Source organism: Streptomyces pseudovenezuelae (assembly GCF_001513955.1).
GTDB classification, from domain to species: domain Bacteria; phylum Actinomycetota; class Actinomycetes; order Streptomycetales; family Streptomycetaceae; genus Streptomyces; species Streptomyces pseudovenezuelae.
Genome location: NZ_KQ948155.1, coordinates 155630 through 172085 on the forward strand (window position 1 = coordinate 155630; position 16456 = coordinate 172085).

Below are 16456 nucleotides of genomic sequence, written 5' to 3' on the forward strand. Positions count from 1 at the left end.
CGGTGGTGGCCGGGCGGGGCCGGTCCTCGGCAGGGAGGGCGCACCCAGCTCAGCCACATCCCCCTGCCAGCCGCACCACAGCGCCGAGCTCCAGTGTTGGCGGGATGGCGGAGAAGATTCTGCTGGCCGACGACGACGAGGACCTACGGGAGGGTCTCGGCCGGCTGCTCAGATTCGAGGGGTACGAGACCGTGCTCGCCGAGGACGGCCGGACGGCCCTGGACCTCGTGCGCGACGCACCCGACCTCGTGCTGATGGACGTCTCCATGCCGGGCCTGGACGGCCTGGCCGCGACCCGCAGGATCCGGGCCTCCGGGTCCACGGTCCCGATCCTGATGATCACGGGCCGGGACGCGGTGGGCGACCGTATCGTCGCCCTGGACAACGGCGCCGACGGCTATCTGATGAAGCCGTTCGCCCCGGAGGAACTCCTCGCCCGGGTCCGCGCCCTGCTGCGCCGCACCGCCCGCCGACCCGCCCCGGCGCGCCCGCCGTCGAACCGTCTGGCCTTCGAGGACGTCACCGTGGACCTCCGCACCCGCACGGTCACCCGCGGCACCCGCCCCCTCGACCTCACCCGAACCGAGTACGCCCTCCTCGTCCACCTGATGCGCCACCCCGGCAAGGTTCTCAGCCGCACCCAGCTCCTCAAGGAGGTCTGGGGCTTCGACTTCGAACCGTCCTCCAACACCCTGGACGTGTACGTGATGTACGTCCGCCGGAAGCTGGAGAGCCGCGGCGAACCGCGGATCGTCCAGACCGTGCGGGGGATGGGCTACAGCCTGCGGGTGAGGGCCGGCGGGTGAGGGCCGGCGGGTGAGGGTCAGCGCCTGAGGGTCAGCGTGTCGTCCGGCATCTTCCGCAGGATCATCGTGTCCTCCGGGAGCGGACCCAGCAGACGGGCGTAGGCCCCGCGCCGGGCCACCAGTTCCGCGTGGGTGCCCGCCTCCACCAGGCGTCCGCCGTCCACGACCAGGATGCGGTCCGCGTCCGGGGCCAGGCTCAGATCGTGGGTGATCATGATGGTCGTGCGGCCGGACACCAGTCGGCGCAGGGGCTGTACGACCTGGCGCGCGGCCACCGAGTCGAGGCCGGCGGTGGGCTCGTCGAGGACGAGGACGGGCGCGGCCCGGAGCATCGCGCGGGCGATGGTGATCCGCTTGAGCTGGCCGCCGGACAGGGCCGCCGTACCGGGGGCGATCTCGGTGTCGTAGCCCTCGGGAAGTGCGGTGACGAAGTCGTGGGCCGCGGCCGCGCGGGCCGCCTGCTCGATCTCCGCGTCGCTCGCGCCCGGCCGGCCCGTGCCGATGTTCTCGCGGATCGTGCCGTTGAGGATCAGCGTCTCCTGCGGAAGCAGGGCGATCTGCTCCCGCAGGAACTCCAGTCCCAGGTGCGTGAGCGGCACGCCGTCCAGGGTGATCACGCCCGCGCACGGGTCGTAGAAGCGGGTGAGGAGCTTGGACAGGGTGGACTTGCCGGCGCCGCTCGGGCCGGTGACGATCACCAGCTCGCCGGGGGCGGCCGAGAAGGACACGTCGGTGAGGGAGTCGCGGTGCCCGGTGGGATAGCGGAAGCGCACACCGTGGAAGCCGACCCAGCCGTGGACCGGCCAGGCGGGGACGGGTTCGGCCGGGTCGCCGACCGACGGTTCGGCGTCCAGGATCTCGTTCAGGCGCTGGGCGCCCGCGGTGGCCGCCGTGAGGGTCAGACCCAGCTGGCCGAGGTTGCGGACCGGCGGGTACAGGTAGCCGATGAAGGCGGCGAAGGCGAGCAGCTGACCGAGGGTCATGCGGTCGGCGGAGATCTCCCAGACGCCCAGGCCGATCACGGCCAGCACGCACAGTGTCTCGACGACCTCGACGAACTGCTCGTACATCTCGCTCAGCCGGGCACCGCGCACGGACGCCCGCATCCAGGCGCGGGCCTCGCGGTCCAGGCGCCTCTCCTCGTCGCGGCGGCGGTTGTAGGCCTGCGTGAGGACGACGTTGCCGAGCGACTCCGCCACCACGGAGGTGATCGCGCCGTCCGCGACCCGCTCGTCCTGCGAGGCCTGCCTGATCCGGCCGGAGAACCGGCGGGCGGCGAACAGGAACAGGGGCGCCAGGACGAAGGTGGCGAGGGCCAGGTCCCAGCGCAGGTACAGGGCGGCGGCGGAGTAGAAGACGGCCGAGAAGGCGGCGGCGACCGTGCCGACGACACCGGAGACGACCATCTGCTCGATGGCCTCGACGTCACCGGTGAGGCGTTCGACCAGGTCTCCCTGGCGGTGCTTCTGGAAGAAGTGCGGGGGCAGCTCCTGGATGTGCCGGAAGACCTTCGCGCGCAGCCGCAGCACGAATCTCTCCGCGGTCCAGGTCGCGAGGGAGTTGCCGAGGTAGCCGACGAGCGCGCCGAGTGCGGCCACGCCCAGCCAGGCGCCGGCCGGGCCCCAGAAGGCGCTGAGCGAACCGGCTTTCAGGGCGGTGTCGGTGAGCTCCGCGAACAGCAGGATCGCGGCGGTCTCGGCGAGCGCGGACACCACCACGCACGCGACGATCGCCGCCAGCCATCTGCGGTCGCCGCGGGTCAGCGGCCAGAAACGGCTGAAGGCCTCACGGACTTCGCTCATGACGACTCCCTTTCAGGTACGGCGGTCCCGGTGGGCGGGGACGGCCGAGGCGGGGCCGCCGGCGCGAGACGCGCTCGCTGACCGGTGACCCCGCCTCGTGGCGAGCTGCCTCAGCCCTGGTGGGCGACGGGGCGGCGCTTCGGCGCGGGCTTCTTCGGCTGGGGCTTCTTCGGAGCCGGGGCGGGCTTGCGGGTCTTCTTCACCGGGGCGATCTTGTGGAAGCTCATGTCTGCATCCTTCTCCGTCTTGGTTCTGCAACAGTTCTTCTACCGATCTGCTGCAATTACTTATGAATGAATTCGCTTTACTTCAGTGAATTCTGTGTCAGCCCTTGGGTGCGACCGGTCGGCGCTTCGGAGCGTGCTTCTTCGGCTGGGGCTTCTTCGGAGCCGGGGTCGGCTTGTGGTTCTTCTTGACCGGGGCGATCTTGTGGAAGCTCATCGTGTCGTCCTTTGCGTTTGCGTTGTTCGCTCTCGACATGGAAAACACTACGGCATTCCCGCGGCCGAAAAGGCCATTCCGCCTTAGACCTCAATAAGACTGGATGTGCATCGCCTGAGAATCGAAAGGCTGACACAGAATTTAAGGGCGGACATTCACGGACCGACCGCCAATCCGGAGCCCTCGACGCGCACCCGGATGCCGTCCTTCACCACCCGCACGTCCCGCAGCCGCAGCGCGCCGCTGGGCGGCTCGGGCAGCCGGAAGCCGAGGGAGAGGCGGTCGGCGAGGACCGGGCGGGTCAGTCGGGACAGCGCGCCCAGGAGCGCCGGGTCCAGGCCCAGGCGGTCCAGGAGCTCGGGGTGGGCCACGGCCAGGTCGAGAAGGTTCAGGCGCATGGCCTGCCGTACGAACTCCGGGCGGCCGGTCAGACGGGACAGCGCGGTGTCGGAGCGCTGCGCCTCGCGCACGGTGGCGTCGGGCACCCCCAGCGCCCGCACCACGGACGGGACCGCCAGCAGAGCCCGGGCCCGGCGCGTCTCCCAGGCCAGCGCCGCGGCCGACCCGGGCGTCAGATGCAGCCCCTCCGAGGCACGGCTGCCCGGCCGGTAGGTCGCCAGGTCCCCGATGTCCAGGCGCATCCCGCCGATCCGGGTGTCGACACCTCGCTCCCCGTCGCGCGCCACCCGCACCTCGGCCCGCAGCCGCAGATCGTGCCCGGCGACCGGGAGCGTGCCGCGCACGGCGACCCGGTCACGGCCGGCTCCCCTGAACGTCACCTGGGACGCGCCGAGTTCACGGTTCATGTCGGCGAAGGAGAGCAGGGCGTCACCGTGCAGCTCGGGAACGCGCGCCCCGCGCACGGAGGTCGGCCCGTCGCCGTCGAGCCGTATGTCATGAGCGGTGGCCGACACCGCGGCCAGCGTGACCCGGTCGGCGGCCACGTCCGGGACGGTCAACCTGACCGAGTCCAGGTGCCGGCCCGCGAGTTGGGTCAGGAAGGGAAAGCCGCCGATCTCCACCTCGGGCGCCGCGGGCAGCCGCAGCCGGTCCTTGAGGGTGTCCGCGGCCCGGTGCTCGGCGTAGAGGACGGCCCAACGGTCGGCGAGGGTGAGGAAGGCGGCCAGCACCAGCAGGGAGGCGACGGTCTTCAGCGCGAACGGCAGACCTGTGAAGCGGCCCCGCCGGCGCCTCCGCCCGGTGCGGCGGTGGGTGGCCGGCGGGGCCGGGGACTCTTCGTACGGGAGATCAAACGGGTGGGGATGCGTGGGTATGTGGTGGGGGGAACGCATCGATCCATCCGATCATGCGAACGCCCCCCACCCGCAACCCGCTCCGGGCCGGTGCGACTCAGCTCACGATCTACTGAACGACCGTGATCCGGTTCGCGGCCGGCGGCGCGATCGGGCTGCCCGCCGACGAGTTGGCCGTCAGGTACTCCACGAGAGCGGCGAGGTCGTCGCCGCCGACGAGGTCGTTCGTGCCCTGGCCCAGGGTGGTGAAGCCGTCGCCGCCGCCCGCGAGGAAGCTGTTGGTCGCGACACGGTAGGTGGCCGCCGGGTCGACGGCCGTGCCGTTCAGCTTCACGGAGCCGAGAACGATCCGGTCCGCGCCGGTCTTCGTCAGGTCCAGCGTGTAGGTGAGGTCCGCCGACGGCAGCAGGATCTTCGGCGAGGCCGCGTTCGACCCGCTCACCTGCTCCTGGAGCACCTTGAGCAGCTGGGCGCCGGTGAAGTCCTGGAGGTTCACGGTGTTGGAGAACGGCTGCACGGTGAAGCCCTCGGCGTACGTCACCACCCCGTCCCCCTCGGTCCCCTTGGCCGCGTAGGTCAGGCCGGCCCGGACCCCGCCCGGGTTCATCAGCGCGAGGTCGGTCTCGGGGTCGAGCTCCTTGCCGTACGCGAGCTGCGCGTCGGCGATCAGGTCACCCATCGGGGACTCGGTGCCGGTGCTCGGGATGTCGGCGGAGATGTATCCGACCGCGCGGTTGCCGATGGGCGCCGCGAGGGTGTTCCACTTGCCGATCAGCTGGGTCATGTCGGGCGCCTTGGCGACGGTCCGGGTGACCACGTGGTTCGCGGACTTCACGGCCGTGCGGGCGATGTCGCCGGTGAAGCGGTCGTACGTCAGCGTGGTGTCCGTGTAGAGCCGGCCGAAGGAGGCGGCCGAGGTGACCATGCGGGGCTTGCCCGACGGGTCGGGGATCGTGCACACGTACGCCGCGTGGGTGTGACCGGTGACCAGCGCGTCCACGGACGGCGAGATGTTCTTGGCGATGTCGACGATCGGGCCGGAGATGCCGTCGCCGGCGCCCGGGGAGTCGCAGTTGTAGTTGTAGGAGCCCGAGGCGGGCTGCCCGCCCTCGTGGATGAGGGCCACGATCGACTTCACGCCCTGCTTCTGCAGCACCTTGGCGTACTTGTTGATCGTCTCGACCTCGTCCTTGAACTTCAGGCCCTTGACGCCCTCGGCGGAGACGACACCCGGGGTGTCCTCCAGGGTGACGCCGATGAAGCCGACCTTGACGTCCTTCTTCTTCCACACCCAGTAGGGCTTGAGGATCGGCCTGCCGGTCTTCTCGTCCAGGACGTTGGCCGCCAGGTACGGGAAGTCGGCGCCCTCGAACTTCTTGTCCGTGTAGCAGCCGGCGGTCGGGTGGCAGCCGCCGTTCTGCAGCCGGGCCAGTTCCTTCGCGCCCTCGTCGAACTCGTGGTTGCCGACGCTCGTCACATCCAGGTCGAGCTTGTTCAGCGCCTCGATGGTGGGCTCGTCGTGGAAGAGTCCCGAGATCAGCGGCGAGGCCCCGACCATGTCACCGCCCGCCGCGGTGACGGAGTACGGGTTCCCCTTCCGCGCCTCGCGCAGATGGGTCGCGAGGTACTCGACGCCCCCCGCGTCGATCGTCTTCGTCGTCCCGTCCGCCTGGAGCTCGGTGACCCGGCCGGAGGAGCCGGACGGCGGCTCCAGGTTGCCGTGCAGGTCGTTGAAGGACAGCAGCTGGACGTCCTGGTAGCGGCTCGGCAGCGGCTTGCCGTGCCGGTTGTCGTGCGCCCCCGCGGGCAACGCGGCGGCGAGGGCGCCGACGGTGGCGAGACCGGCGGCCGCGGCGACCAGACGGTACGTACGGCGTCGGCGACGGCCGGCGTCCGACCGGTTCGGCCGATCCGACCTGTTCGCCTGGTCCGACTGGGATATGGCTGGCATACGCCCCCCTGTGTTCCGGATGTGAGAGTGGCCCCCGTCCGGCGCAGCCTAGGGTCAACGCGCGTAGCGCGACAGTGGTTTCGTGGTTACATCCTGGTTGCTTCTTTGCCGCCGCTTTGCCCGGACCTCCCCTTACCCTCGTAGCCATGACCAGCGACGACATCGCACGCCCCGGCATCTCCCGCTCCATCGAGACCCTTTCGGCGCTCTCGCCGCAGCAGACCGAGGCGGTTCTCGGGCTCCTCGCCGAGGCCGCGCACCAGGACGGCCAGCAGGCGGTGTCCGAACAGGGCCGGTTGCAGCTGCGGGGCGGTGCCCGCGAAGGCGTGTCCCATCTGCTCCTGTACGTCGGCGACGAACTGGCCGGTTACGCCCAGCTGGAGGACACCGACCCGGTGGAGGCGCCGGCGGCGGAGCTGGTCGTCCACCCCGCCCACCGGGGCCACGGCCACGGCCGCGCCCTGGGCTCGGCGCTGCTCGCCGCCTCCGGCAAGCGGCTGCGGGTGTGGGCCCACGGCGGCCACAGCGCCGCCCGGCACCTCGCCCAGGTCCTGGGCCTGACCCTCTTCCGTGAGCTACGGCAGATGCGGCGCCCGCTGGCGGGCCTTGAGCTGCCCGACCCGGTGCTCCCGGCGGACGTGACGGTCCGCGCCTTCGTCCCCGGCGAGGACGACACCGCCTGGCTCGCGGTGAACGCGGCCGCGTTCGCCCACCACCCCGAGCAGGGCTCCCTGACCCAGCGCGACCTGGACGACCGCAAGGCCGAGTCCTGGTTCGACCCGGCGGGCTTCTTCCTGGCCTTCCACGGCGCCGAACTCGTCGGCTTCCACTGGACCAAGGTGCACGCGGCCGAACAGCTCGGCGAGGTCTACGTCCTCGGCGTCCGCCCCGGCACCCAGGGCGGCGGCCTCGGCAAGGCCCTCACCACGATCGGCCTGCGCCACCTCGCCGCCCAGGGCCTGCCGACCGCGATGCTCTACGTCGACGCCGACAACAAGGCGGCCGTCTCGGTCTACGAACGGCTCGGTTTCACCACGTACGAGACGGACCTGATGTACCGCACCGAGACGTGAGGTCCCGATGACACGGGGCACCTCCTCTACGAGGGCTGGGGCATGTCGCCGACCGGATCCCTGACACCTGCGCCGAGTTGTACGCCGTCGGCCTGCCGCTCGTACCCGGCACCCGGCGGCCGGCCCCTGGTCCTGCCCGGTGGGCCAGTACGCCGCAGCCGAGCGGCCGGGACACCGGGCGGGAACGAACACCGACGCCGTCACCGTCCAGACGCTGGGCCCGACACCGCCGACGTCACAGTCGGAACGCCAGACGTGATCCGACACCGCCACCATGCGGCCCGCGAGCCCGGCCCCAACCCGGCACCCTCACATCCCGACGCCGGGCCTGAATCGACACCGCGCTGACATCCTCACGGTCTGGGCACCGGACGTGATCCGGCAACGCCGCCTTCCCGGTCCGGGCTCCGGGCCCCACCCAAACCCGACGCCATCACCGGTCCCGACGCCAGGCCCGATCCGGCACCGACGCCGCACGGCCCGCACGCGGGCCCGACCCCGACGCCCTCGCAGCCCCGGTGCCAGGGCCCGATCCGGCACCGGCACAATCACCGCCCGGCGCCAGACCGACCCCCTCACGGCACTGGTGCCAGGCCGCCCCGCCCCCGGCCCCTCACCGCCCCGGCGCCACGCGCGCTCTGAGGCTGTGGGTGGGTTCCGGTGTGCAGGCTGCTCCCAGCAGGGCCGCGCCTGCCAGGACCGCGGCCCATCCCACGTGGGCCGCCTGCCAGTTCGGGTCTCCCACCGCGACGAACAGATTCCAGCGGGTGGGGAGCAGGAGCGGGGCGAGGAGGCCGAGGGTCAGGAAGCCGGCCGCCACCGAGGGGCCGGGTTCCGGTTCGTCGGTGCAGCGGACCGCCACCGCCGCGGCGGCCACCGCGAGGACGGCCGTCGCCGCGGCCTCCAGGGTGACCGCGCCGATCGGGGGGCGGGCCGGTGCGGGGACGAGGGCCAGTGCCGCCGTCCACCACAGCGCGGCGACCGGAGCGACCAGCGCGACCCGCAGCCCGCTGCGGACCCAACGCCGGGTGGGTACGGGGGTGGTGAGCCGGCGTGCCGGGTCGTCCAGGAGGAACGTCAGGCCCAGGGCGAAGACGAGGGCGGCGGCCCGCAGAAGGGGCAGGCCGAGCCACGCGGCGAGCGGCCCGGACAGCCGCGGCAGACCCACGACCAGCAGCCCCACGACCGCCCCGGCGCCGACCGCCCGCCACGGCACCGTGCGTGCCACGGCCACCACCAGCGCCCCGCGGGCGCCCCCGTCACTCCTCCGCACAGTCCTTCGCCCCCTTCGGCGCCTCGGTCCCCAGCACCCGCGCCACCCGGGCCGTCGAGACCCCCGACGCGGTCAGCTCGGCCCAGTGCTGCTTCACGGAAGCGGTCACCTCGGCGCGCGGCCGGTGCAGCAACTCCCGTACGACATCGGTCTGTCCGGCCGTCATGGACAGCCCGCTGGTCGGGGCGAGGACGCTCGCGCTCCCGGTGACGCTGTCGTCGAGACGGACGTTCGCGAGGTCGGCCATCGGGTGCGCGGCCCCGCCCAGGGCCAGCCACATCGCGGTGACCACCCGGCCGTCGCACAGCTCGCTGCCCTTCGACTCGTCACCGGTGACCAGCACATAGCCGACGGCGACCGCGAACTCGGGGACCCGGTTGCCGCCCCACCGGGTGCCGACGGTGACCTGGTGCGCGGTGGTGAGCGGTTCGATCGCCGCGTCGCCGTCCAGGCCGTAACGGGCCTCGATCCGCTGCCGTACCAGCAGGGGCTGCCGGGCGGCCGTACCGCCGGCCAGGGACTGGACGCGGTCCACGACCCCCGCCCAGTCGCCGGTCACGCCGGTCCACTCGGGAAAGGCGCAGTACGTGGAGCCGCCCCGCCGCACACAGGTCTGGTCCCGCTGCGGGGAGACCGAGACCCGTTCGCGGGCGGCGGCCAACTCCGGTGAGACGCCCCCGGACTGGCCCACCGCGCCGGCCAGTGTCAGCGCGAGCGCGCCCGCCGCACCGGCCTTCAGCCACAGCGTCCGACCGCCGCTCGCCAGGACCGCGCCGAGGGCGAGCAGCAGGAACAGCCCGGTCAGATACAGCGCGTGCCAGGCCGCCGGGCGGCCGATGAGGTCCGAGGGGAGAACCGTGTTGGTACTGGTCTCGCCCACGATCGGGGACAGCCACCGGGTCCACTCCGCGCCGCTGGTGCCCGCGGAGACGAACACGCTGAGGACGAAGAGTCCGACCACGCCCACCGGCACCGCGAACGTGGACGGGACCAGCCGGGCGAGCAGCACTCCGAACGCGCCGCACAGCAGCACGTACAGGGGGCCGACGGTCAGTTCGAGGAGGGAGCCGTGGCCCACCGCGCCCGGCCGAAGGGCCTGCCGGGCGAACTCACCGAGCACGACCAGCGCGGTGACGGCGGCGAAGGGCACCACCGACAGCACATGGGCGACGGTCCGCCGCCACGGCTCCATGACCAGCACGTCGAACTGCCGGTCGGTGCCGCGTCGGCGCGAGCGCAGGGTGCACCGGTTGACGCACACGAAAAGGGCGATCCCCAGCAGCAGGGGCCCGGTCTGGGTGGCGCGGTCGGCGTTCTGGAGGGCCGGGAAGGCCTCCACGCCGTCCTTCTGGTGGAACAGCGTCCCGGCGGTGTAGCCGACGTACAGCACGAGGGTCACCAGCACCGGGATGTACCGCAGCAGGTCGCGTGCCTCGAACCGGGCGAGGGCGAGCACCGCGCCCCAGGAGCGTCGCGGATCGTCCGCGGGTACGGCGGCGGACTCGGCCACCGTCTTCGTCGCCAGGCTCATGCGGTCGCCACCTCCGCGTCCACGTCGTCCAGGGTGAGCAGGTAACCGTCCTCCAGGGTGGGTTCGAGGAGGTCGGCACCGGCGGGCGGGTCGCCGACGTTGCGGAAGGAGCCGGTGCCGGTGCGCCAGCCCGCCTTGGCGCCCGGGGCGCGTTCCGTACTGGTCCACACCCGGCCGGCCGCGCGGGCGGTCAGTTCGGCGGGGGTGCCCTCGAAGAGGATGCGGCCGCGGGCCATGACGAGCACGCGGTGGCAGAGCATCGCCACGTCCTCGGTCTGGTGGGTGGACAGGAACACGGTCCGCCCCTCCCCCGCCTGCGCGATCAACTCCCGGAACCGCATGCGCTGTTCGGGGTCGAGGCCGACGGTCGGCTCGTCGAGGACGAGGAAGCCGGGGTCGCCGACGAGGGCGGCGGCCAGCGCGACCCGCTGCCGCATCCCGCCGGACAGCCTCTTGATGCGCTGTCCGCGTACGTCCCCGAGGTCCACCTCCTCCAGCACCCGCCGCACCTCGCGGTGGCGTGCGGTGCGGTCGGTGAGCTCCTTGAGGATCGCCACGTAGTCGACGAACTCGAAAGCGCTGAAGTCCGGGTGGAAGCCGGGGCTCTGCGGCAGATAGCCGAGCGAGCGCCGGACCTCCTGCCGTCCGCGCGAGCTGCCCGGGTCATGACCGAGCACGGTGAAGGAGCCCCGGTCGGCGGGCACGGCGGTGGCGAGCACCCTCAACAGGGTGGTCTTCCCGGCCCCGTTGGGCCCGAGCAGCCCGGTCACTCCCGGCGTCAGCCGCAGCGACACGTCGTCGAGTGCGCGGGTGCCGCCGTAGCGGAGATGAAGCCCGGAGGCGGAGACGGTGGCGGTCATTCGGCACTCCCGCTGAAAAGATCGAACCGGTCACGAAGAAGGAAAAGCAGCCCGGCACCGAGCGCGGCGACGGTCCCGGCCACGCCCTGCCCGGCCGCGGTGAAGGGCGCGAGCGGGTCGGCGGTCGTCTGCTGCGCGGTCTGCGCGGCCAGCAGTACGGCGATCCAGGCGCCGCCCACCAGGGACGGGGCGAGGACCGGGCCGAGCCTCGGGGTGAGGGCGAGGCCGGTCGCGGTGAGGGCGAGCGCGGGCAGCAGCCAGGCCAGGGCGCGCAGGCCGTAGCCGGGCAGGGCGAGGGTGGCGAGCCCGTTGAGGCCGAGGCCCGCGACCAGCACGGCGAGCGTACGGATCATCAGCAGCCGGAAGCCGTGGGTGGGCGCGACGACCGACATCTCGTAGGTCGGGTCGAGCACCGGGCCGTACGACAGCGCCACGCCGACCAGCGGCAGCAGCGGGGCGAGGGCGAGGAACAGGGTCGGCGACTCGGTCGTGTGCACCGCGCCGACGGTCGCCAGCAGCAGGAACACGACGGCCGCCAGCCAGGAGCGCCTGAGCACCGGCGTGGCCGCGAGCAGCCGCGCGGTGTGGTCGGCGATCCCGGCCCGGGTCAGCAACGACTCCAGCCACCCCGGCCGGGGCGCGTCCAGCTCGGCGTCCAGCCGCTCCCATCCGGCGTCCAGCGCCACCGGGTCGGTGACGTCGGCGAGCATCCCCCGGCACTCGGCACAGGCGGCGAGATGAGTGTCCGCGGACCAGAGCAGGGGGACGGCCAACTCGCCCCGGGCATAGGCCCGCAGATCTTCTTCGGCCACATGCCAGGTCATGCCGCCACCTCCTTCACTCGTACACGGTCCGACCCCTGCGGCCGGCTTTGCGCTGGACGCTGCGCCCAGAACCGGGCCCGACTCCGCCCTCGGTCCGGCGTCCGGCCTTGCAGCCCGTTCTCCGCTCGACCCCGAGCCCGGTCTCGTGGCCAGCCCCGCACTACGTCCGGCGTCCGGTCCAGCGGTCGGTTCTGCGGTCGGTCCTGAGGCCGGTGCTGCGATCGGTCCTGCGCCCAATCCGGCGTCCGGCCCTCCGTCCAGCCCCGGAGACGGCCCTGGAGACCGCTGTGCAGACGGCTCTGGAAGCGGTGCCGCGGTCGATCGTGGGTCCAGCCCTGCGGCCCTTCCCGCACCACGTCCGATGCTCGGCCCTGCAGTCGGTTCCACGCCCGGCCCGGCGATCGATCCGGTGCCGGCCCCCCGGGTCGGCCCTGCACCACGTCCGGCGCCCAGGACCGCGGTCGGCCCGGTGCCCGGTCATCCGGTCGGCCCTGCGCCCGCCCCCACGCTCGACCCTCCACTCGCGCCGGCCCTCCGCCCTCAGCCGGCACCTGGACCTGGACCTGGCCACAGACCCTCATGCGAGCGCCTCCCTCAGCTGCTTGCGGGCTCGCATCGCCCGGGTCTTGACCGTGCCGGGCGGGATGCCCAGGAGGACGGCGGCCTCACGGGTGGTGAGGCCGTCGATGACCGTCGCCTGGAGCACCGCCCGCAGCTCCGGTGACAGCCGGACGAGGGCGCCCGCGAGGTCCCCGTGCTCCACCCCCGCGAGCACGCGTTCCTCCGCGGACACCTCGTCCCGGTGCCGAAGGTGGGACAGGGCCTGCCTGAGCCGCCCCCGCGCCCCGTCCCCGCGCAGCGCGTCGATCAGCCGCCGTGAGCCGATCCGCCACAGCCACCCGGCCACGTCCCCTTCCTCGCGATAGCGCGCGGTCCCCCGCCACACCGCGAGGAACGTCTCCTGTACGACGTCGTCGACCACGCCCGCGTCCGCGCACCGCCCCCGCAGCCGGGCGAGCAGCCAGGGCGCGTACCGCCGGTACAACTCCTCGAAGGCACGCCGGTCGCCGTCCGCCGCGATGGCCCGCAGCAGATCCCCGTCGCTTCTCGTTTCCCTCACGCCCCTTCATCGGACGACCCCCGCCGACCGGTTCACCCGGCGACGAGGAAACCACGCTTGACTTTCCGGACCCCCTTCCACCACCCTTTCACTACTCAATTAGTGAAAGGGTGGTTGTCCGCGTGGTCGAGTACCGCATCGACCGGCGCTCCGGCGTCGCCACCTACGTGCAGATCGTCCAGCAGACCAAGCAGGCGCTGCGGCTGGGCCTCCTCGAACCCGGCGACAGGCTCCCCACGGCCCGCGAGGTCGTGGAGGCCACCGCCATCAACCCGAACACCGTGCTCAAGGCGTACCGCGAGCTGGAGCGCGAGGGCCTGGTCGAGGCCCGCCGCGGTCTCGGCACCTTCGTGCGCCGCACCCTCGGCGCCCACACGGCCGACACGCCCCTGCGCGCCGAACTCGACGACTGGGCGAGCAGCGCCCGGGCGGCCGGACTCGGGCGCGAGGACGTCGACGCCTTCTTCACCGCCGTACTGGACGAGCACTTCCCGAAGGGGGACCAGTGAGTTCCATCAGCACCACCCCGGCCGTCGCCCTGGAGGCGTCCGGCCTGGCCAAGCGGTACGGCAGGCGGCCCGCCGCCCTCGACGACTGCTCCTTCCGGCTGCCCACGGGCCGCATCAGCGCACTGGTCGGCCCCAACGGCGCCGGCAAGTCCACGCTCCTCGCCCTGGCCGCCGGCCTGCTGCGGCCCACCTCCGGCACGGTCACCGTCCTCGGCGGAGCGCCCGGCGCGGCCCGCGACCGGATCGCGTACCTCGCCCAGAACAAGCCGCTGTACCCCCAGCTGACGATCGCCGAGACCCTGCGCATGGGCGCCGAGCTCAACCCGGCCCGCTGGGACGCCGCCTGCGCCGCCCGGGTCGTCGAGCAGGGCGACCTCGACCCGAAGTCCCGTATCCGCGGACTCTCCGGCGGCCAGCGCACCCGGGTCGCGCTCGCCCTCGCCCTCGGCAAGCGGCCCGAACTGATGCTTCTCGACGAGCCGATGGCCGACCTCGACCCGCTCGCCCGGCACGAAATGATGGGCACCCTGATGGCGGACGCCGCCGAACACGGCACCACCGTGCTGATGTCCTCGCACATCGTCGCCGAACTCGCCGACGCCTGCGACCACCTATTGCTGCTGGGCGGCGGCCGGGTCCGGCTGGGCGGCGGCATCGACGACCTGCTCGCCGCACACACTCTGGTGACCGGCCGCGGCACCCCCGCCGACCTGGCCCCGCACACGGTGATCGAGTCCCGTACGGCGGGCCGCGGCCTGACCGCCCTGATCCGCCGCGACGGCCTCGTCGGCGAGGGCTGGGCGACCGAGGAGCCCTCGCTGGAGGAACTGCTGCTCGCCCACCTCCGCGCCCCCGAGGCCCCGGCCCTGCTCACCCCGGGCACCACCGCGACCACCGCGGCGGTGACGGCATGAGCGCCACCACCCTCGCGAAGGCCCCCGCCGCCGTGGAGCGGCCGGCACCCCGCGGCCTGGTCCGCAGCGTCCTGCGCCTGCACCGCACCGCCCTGTGGATCTGGCTCGCCTTCGTGGCGTTCACCGCGGGCCTGCTGCTGTGGCTGACCGGCCCCGGCGCCGACGCCACCGCCCGGCAGCTGGAGAGGTTCGGCTACGGCGGCGGGGTCATGGAGGCCGCGTACTCCACGGACACGCTGTTCTACTTCACCTCGGGGGCGTACAACGACCTCTTCTACGACCCGGACACCCTGATCACCCTGGCCTCCTTCGCCGTCGCCCTCTTCGCCGGCGGCCCGCTGATCGCCCGTGAACTGGAGAGCGGCACCGCACAGCTCGCCTGGACCCAGTCGGTCTCCCCGGCCCGCTGGCTCACCGCCAAGCTCGCCGTGCCGGCCGCGTTCGTCGTCGTGGGCACCGGGCTGCTCACGCTGCTGTACCGGCAGCTGTGGTCGGCCCACAGCAACCTGCTGATCGCCGGCATCGGCCCGCGCTCCCTCTACTTCTCCCTCGGGCCCGCGACCGTCGCCGCGCCTCTGCTGGGTCTCGCCCTCGGCACCCTGATCGGCCTCGCCGTCCGCCGCACCCTGCCGGCGCTCGCCTTCAGCGGCTTCGCGTACTTCCTGGTCCACGCCTTCCGCGGCAACCACTGGCCCTTCCAGGGCCGCTACCAGCAGCCGGACCTCAGCTCGCGCAGCCACGCGATCACCTCGACCGGCGCCGAGATCAGCGACCCGGGGTGCTACACCGACAAGGCCTGCCTCGCCGGGCACGACGTCGTCCGCTTCACCCGCGAGTACCTGCCGTCCTCCGACTACTGGCCCCGCCAGCTCCTGGAGACCGGCGTCCTGCTCGCCCTCACCGCCGTGGCCGTCGCCCTCGCGTTCGGTCTCCTGCGCCGGCGGGCGGCCACCGGATGAGCACCGCGACCGTCCTGCCGAGGGGGCTCGTACGGACCGTGCTGCGGCTGCACCGCACGGCGCTGATCGTGTGGGCCGTCTTCGTCCTCGGCTCCGTCGGCTGTCTGGTGTGGCTGACCGAGGTCACCGCGGCGTCCGTTCAGCGGACCCTCGACGCGTGCCCCGGGAACGGGAGCCTGTGCGGCATCGGTGCCTGGCACTCGTACAGCGAGTCCGTGAGCTGGATCAGCACCTTCATGTACTACAGCTACTGGGCCGTCGCCGCCTGGGCGGGGGGCGCGCTCATCGGCCGCGAACTGGAGAGCGGCACCGCGCGGCTCGCCTGGTCGCAGGGCGTCTCCCCGGCCCGCTGGCTCACCGCCAAGCTCGCCCTGCCCGCGCTCGCCCTGCTCCTGGGCGGTGCCGTGTTCGTGCCCGTCTACCGCTGGGCCTGGTCGGCGCACCGGGAGCTGATGGGCGACCACCTGCTCTTCAACGACGTGTTCGCCGACCACGGCCCGCTGGTGGTGGCGTACGGCCTGTGCGCGCTCGCGGTCGGCACGCTCACCGGCCTGCTGCTGGGCCGCCCGCTGCCCGCCCTCGCGATCTCGGTCGCCGCGATGACGCTCCTCAACCGCGCCCTGGAACAACGCCGTCCCGACCCCCTGCCCGCCTCCGCGTTCTGGCCCGCCCACCTCACCGAAGCGGCCCTCGTCCTCACCGCGGCCGCCCTGACCACCACCGCCGCCTTCCGCCTCCTGCACCACCGCACGGCCTGACCCACGTCTGCGAGCGGGAACGCGCGGTTCTCCGTGGGCCGGCACGTGCCGGTACAGGGAAGTCCGGAGCACGGTCACGGAAGGCAGGGGGGCAGGTCTGGATCGGGGGCGGCCCGGCCCGTGCAGGCCCCCGAAGCCGGTCAGGCCGCTCCGCCACCCGGCACGCCGCCGGGGCAGCCGCTGCCCCCGAAGCCGCGACAGCGCCCACCGCGCCCGTCGACCCGAACTCCACCCAGCGCCGGGCGATCAGCGTGCGGACCCTCGGCCAGGAGGTTCCGCTCACCCGGCAGGCGGCCCACGCACAGCATCCGGGCACGGCCACGCCCCCCTCGCGCCCGGAGAAAGAGGCGCACCCCCGGTACACAGACGCTCGAAATACCCG

14 protein-coding genes are annotated in these 16456 nt (G+C 73.0%); 6 read left to right on the forward strand and 8 right to left on the reverse strand.

Annotated features, from left to right (window positions below):
• Nucleotides 1-104 precede the first annotated feature (104 nt).
• The gene (locus AQI94_RS41155; RefSeq protein ID WP_031047070.1) at nucleotides 105-806 is read left to right on the forward strand and encodes a response regulator transcription factor; all 702 of its coding nucleotides are present in this window, start codon (nucleotides 105-107) and stop codon (nucleotides 804-806) included.
• 17 nt (nucleotides 807-823) lie between these two features.
• On the opposite strand, the gene AQI94_RS41160 is transcribed toward AQI94_RS41155, so the two are convergent.
• The 3 genes from AQI94_RS41160 to AQI94_RS41170 form a co-directional block, all read right to left on the reverse strand.
• Nucleotides 824-2608, reverse strand: coding sequence for an ABC transporter ATP-binding protein (locus AQI94_RS41160; RefSeq protein ID WP_031047067.1), 1785 nt, complete (start codon nucleotides 2606-2608; stop codon nucleotides 824-826).
• A 596-nt stretch (nucleotides 2609-3204) separates the two neighbouring features.
• Nucleotides 3205-4341 carry an LmeA family phospholipid-binding protein gene (locus tag AQI94_RS41165; RefSeq protein WP_031047065.1) on the reverse strand — a complete coding sequence of 379 codons (1137 nt, stop codon included), beginning with the start codon at nucleotides 4339-4341 and terminating at the stop codon, nucleotides 3205-3207.
• 70 nt (nucleotides 4342-4411) lie between these two features.
• Nucleotides 4412-6253, reverse strand: a complete 1842-nt coding sequence (locus tag AQI94_RS41170) for a bifunctional metallophosphatase/5'-nucleotidase (protein WP_031047063.1) — start codon at nucleotides 6251-6253, stop codon at nucleotides 4412-4414.
• A 146-nt stretch (nucleotides 6254-6399) separates the two neighbouring features.
• On the opposite strand from AQI94_RS41170, the gene mshD reads away from it, so the two are divergent.
• Complete coding sequence (gene mshD / locus AQI94_RS41175) at nucleotides 6400-7326, forward strand: mycothiol synthase (RefSeq protein ID WP_031047061.1); 927 nt, start codon at nucleotides 6400-6402, stop codon at nucleotides 7324-7326.
• A gap of 613 nt (nucleotides 7327-7939) precedes the next feature.
• On the opposite strand, the gene AQI94_RS41180 is transcribed toward mshD, so the two are convergent.
• From AQI94_RS41180 to AQI94_RS41200, 5 genes are all read right to left on the reverse strand, one after another.
• Complete coding sequence (locus AQI94_RS41180; RefSeq protein WP_062230319.1) at nucleotides 7940-8599, reverse strand: hypothetical protein; 660 nt, start codon at nucleotides 8597-8599, stop codon at nucleotides 7940-7942.
• Entirely contained in the window at nucleotides 8586-10130 is a 1545-nt protein-coding gene (locus AQI94_RS41185) for an ABC transporter (protein ID WP_031050625.1), read from the reverse strand. The genes AQI94_RS41180 and AQI94_RS41185 overlap by 14 nt, the downstream gene beginning before the upstream one ends.
• Entirely contained in the window at nucleotides 10127-10990 is an 864-nt protein-coding gene (locus tag AQI94_RS41190; RefSeq protein ID WP_031050624.1) for an ABC transporter ATP-binding protein, read from the reverse strand. The genes AQI94_RS41185 and AQI94_RS41190 overlap by 4 nt, the downstream gene beginning before the upstream one ends.
• The gene (locus AQI94_RS41195) at nucleotides 10987-11814 is read right to left on the reverse strand and encodes a cupin domain-containing protein (RefSeq protein WP_031050621.1); all 828 of its coding nucleotides are present in this window, start codon (nucleotides 11812-11814) and stop codon (nucleotides 10987-10989) included. The genes AQI94_RS41190 and AQI94_RS41195 overlap by 4 nt, the downstream gene beginning before the upstream one ends.
• A gap of 577 nt (nucleotides 11815-12391) precedes the next feature.
• Nucleotides 12392-12934 (reverse strand): RNA polymerase sigma factor, encoded by a 543-nt coding sequence (locus tag AQI94_RS41200; RefSeq protein ID WP_007383017.1) that lies wholly within the window; start codon nucleotides 12932-12934, stop codon nucleotides 12392-12394.
• A gap of 122 nt (nucleotides 12935-13056) precedes the next feature.
• Between AQI94_RS41200 and AQI94_RS41205 the strand changes: the two genes are divergently transcribed.
• The 4 genes from AQI94_RS41205 to AQI94_RS41220 are packed head-to-tail and all read left to right on the forward strand — an operon-like array spanning nucleotide 13057 to nucleotide 16074.
• Complete coding sequence (locus AQI94_RS41205) at nucleotides 13057-13443, forward strand: GntR family transcriptional regulator (protein WP_031050618.1); 387 nt, start codon at nucleotides 13057-13059, stop codon at nucleotides 13441-13443.
• Nucleotides 13440-14357, forward strand: coding sequence for an ABC transporter ATP-binding protein (locus AQI94_RS41210; RefSeq protein WP_031050615.1), 918 nt, complete (start codon nucleotides 13440-13442; stop codon nucleotides 14355-14357). Before AQI94_RS41205 ends, AQI94_RS41210 begins: the two co-directional genes overlap by 4 nt.
• On the forward strand, nucleotides 14354-15316 hold the full coding sequence (locus tag AQI94_RS41215) for a hypothetical protein (RefSeq protein ID WP_031050612.1): 963 nt from the start codon (nucleotides 14354-14356) through the stop codon (nucleotides 15314-15316). Before AQI94_RS41210 ends, AQI94_RS41215 begins: the two co-directional genes overlap by 4 nt.
• Entirely contained in the window at nucleotides 15313-16074 is a 762-nt protein-coding gene (locus tag AQI94_RS41220; protein ID WP_037943356.1) for a hypothetical protein, read from the forward strand. The genes AQI94_RS41215 and AQI94_RS41220 overlap by 4 nt, the downstream gene beginning before the upstream one ends.
• The last annotated feature ends 382 nt before the right edge of the window (nucleotides 16075-16456 follow it).

What these genes read in the sequence shown, in the direction of transcription:
- AQI94_RS41155 (WP_031047070.1), top strand. Translation starts at nt 105, where the DNA reads ATGGCGGAGAAGATTCTGCTGGCCGACGACGACGAGGACCTACGGGAG.
- AQI94_RS41160 (WP_031047067.1), bottom strand. Translation starts at nt 2,608, where the DNA reads ATGAGCGAAGTCCGTGAGGCCTTCAGCCGTTTCTGGCCGCTGACCCGC.
- AQI94_RS41165 (WP_031047065.1), bottom strand. Translation starts at nt 4,341, where the DNA reads ATGCGTTCCCCCCACCACATACCCACGCATCCCCACCCGTTTGATCTC.
- AQI94_RS41170 (WP_031047063.1), bottom strand. Translation starts at nt 6,253, where the DNA reads ATGCCAGCCATATCCCAGTCGGACCAGGCGAACAGGTCGGATCGGCCG.
- mshD (WP_031047061.1), top strand. Translation starts at nt 6,400, where the DNA reads ATGACCAGCGACGACATCGCACGCCCCGGCATCTCCCGCTCCATCGAG.
- AQI94_RS41185 (WP_031050625.1), bottom strand. Translation starts at nt 10,130, where the DNA reads ATGAGCCTGGCGACGAAGACGGTGGCCGAGTCCGCCGCCGTACCCGCG.
- AQI94_RS41190 (WP_031050624.1), bottom strand. Translation starts at nt 10,990, where the DNA reads ATGACCGCCACCGTCTCCGCCTCCGGGCTTCATCTCCGCTACGGCGGC.
- AQI94_RS41195 (WP_031050621.1), bottom strand. Translation starts at nt 11,814, where the DNA reads ATGACCTGGCATGTGGCCGAAGAAGATCTGCGGGCCTATGCCCGGGGC.
- AQI94_RS41215 (WP_031050612.1), top strand. Translation starts at nt 14,354, where the DNA reads ATGAGCGCCACCACCCTCGCGAAGGCCCCCGCCGCCGTGGAGCGGCCG.
- AQI94_RS41220 (WP_037943356.1), top strand. Translation starts at nt 15,313, where the DNA reads ATGAGCACCGCGACCGTCCTGCCGAGGGGGCTCGTACGGACCGTGCTG.